Annotated in this window: 1 protein-coding gene; it reads left to right on the top strand. The window is 67.1% G+C overall.

Annotated elements, in window-relative coordinates:
* The first annotated feature begins 274 nt into the window (after positions 1-274).
* Positions 275-1,432 carry an IS110 family transposase gene (locus ACTNBY_RS09275; protein ID WP_441053993.1) on the top strand — a complete coding sequence of 386 codons (1,158 nt, stop codon included), beginning with the start codon at positions 275-277 and terminating at the stop codon, positions 1,430-1,432.
* Positions 1,433-1,547: the final 115 nt, after the last annotated feature.

Below are 1,547 nucleotides of genomic sequence, written 5' to 3'. Positions count from 1 at the left end.
CCCATTACAGTCTGAAATAGGCCATCGATAAATTTCGATGGCGAGCATTCGGCGCATTGCCTACGATACGGGCAAGCCCCGAGGGGCCGCCGATCGGGCGCCTCCGGATGGCCGTCTGCCCCTGCCCCGTAGAGGGCCCGGGGGGTGTTGCCACCGGGGGCGCTCGCCGCTCCGGACGACTGATAGGAAACTGCCGGGCGCAAGCGCCACGGCCAGGTAATGTGGGTGTCGCGGGGAGGGGTTCCGATCGGCCTACCGATTGGAGGATACCACCGTGGCACCAACTAGAATGCCGGAAGCCGTCATCGGGCTCGATGTCGGGAAATCGTCCCACTGGGCATGCGTCGCGACTCGAGATGGCGAGGTGCTGTTGAGCGCCCCCGTCGCGAACAGGGAGGACGACCTGGACTCGCTGTTCGGCCGCTTCCCCGATGCGCTCGTGGTCGTCGACCAGTCGCGCAACATAGGCGCCCTCGCGCTCGCCCGCGCCAGGGCGGCCGGGATGTCGGCGGCGTACCTGCCGGGACTCGCGGCGCACGGGGCCGCCAGGCTCTTCGCCGGCGACGCCAAGACCGACGAGCGAGACGCGATGGTCATCGCGAAGACGGCGCTTGGCATCCCCGACGCGCTCCTGCCGGTCGGAGACCCAGGCCCGACGATTGCGGCGGCGAGGGCGCTGGCCGCCCAGAGGAACTTCCTGACCTGCGAGAACACTAGGAATAAGAACCGGCTGCGCAGCATCCTGCTGGAATCGTGCCCCGCCTTCGAGGCGCTGGTCGACCTGTCCGACGGGCCCCAGCTGAGGCTCATGGCATCCCTCGGCGGGGCCTGGTCGGTAGCCGACGCCGGGCCCCGCAGGGCGGCGGCGCTCACGCGTGGGGCGGCGCGCGGTAAGATCGAGGCCCTCGTCCGCTCGACAACTTCCTCGACAAGGCCGGATGCGTCGGTCGTCGCCGCCGAGGACCGGGCGGTGAAACTGCTCGCGCGCAGGATATCCGAGAACTCGGCGGAGATCGAGGCGATCACGGCGGAGATCTCCGCCCTGCTCGAGGGCGACGATACCTACCGATGCCTCCTGACGGTGCCGGGCATCGGGCCCAAAACCGCTTCCGAGCTCGCGATCTCCATCGACATCGAAGACTTCCCCAGTCACGACAGGCTCGCGTCGTACTGCGGCCTGGCGCCGCGCAACCGCCAGTCGGGAACCTCGATCTCCTCGGTGACGGCATCGCGCCAAGGCAACAAGAGGCTGAAGAACCTGCTCATATTCTCATGTAACTGCCTTACCCGGACAGAGGGGAGATGGGGCGACTACTACACCAGGTGCCGGGAGCGGGGCATGTCGCACGGCAAGGCGCTCAAGGCGCTGGCGCGAAAGAGACTGAAGGTCATCTACGCGGTCATGCGAGACAGGGTGCCTTACGCAGCCTAGCCGAAACGCACCGAACAGACTGAAGCCCACCGGCCGAATGGCCTGGCGTCAGCATGCCGCGATTCGGTCGCACGGAGAGCATTTCCCAGTTGACAAAACTATAGGAACACCCCCC

Source organism: Collinsella sp. HCP28S3_E12, from assembly GCF_052065595.1.
Lineage (GTDB): Bacteria > Actinomycetota > Coriobacteriia > Coriobacteriales > Coriobacteriaceae > Collinsella.
This window is presented reverse-complemented; position numbering and strand designations above follow the sequence as displayed.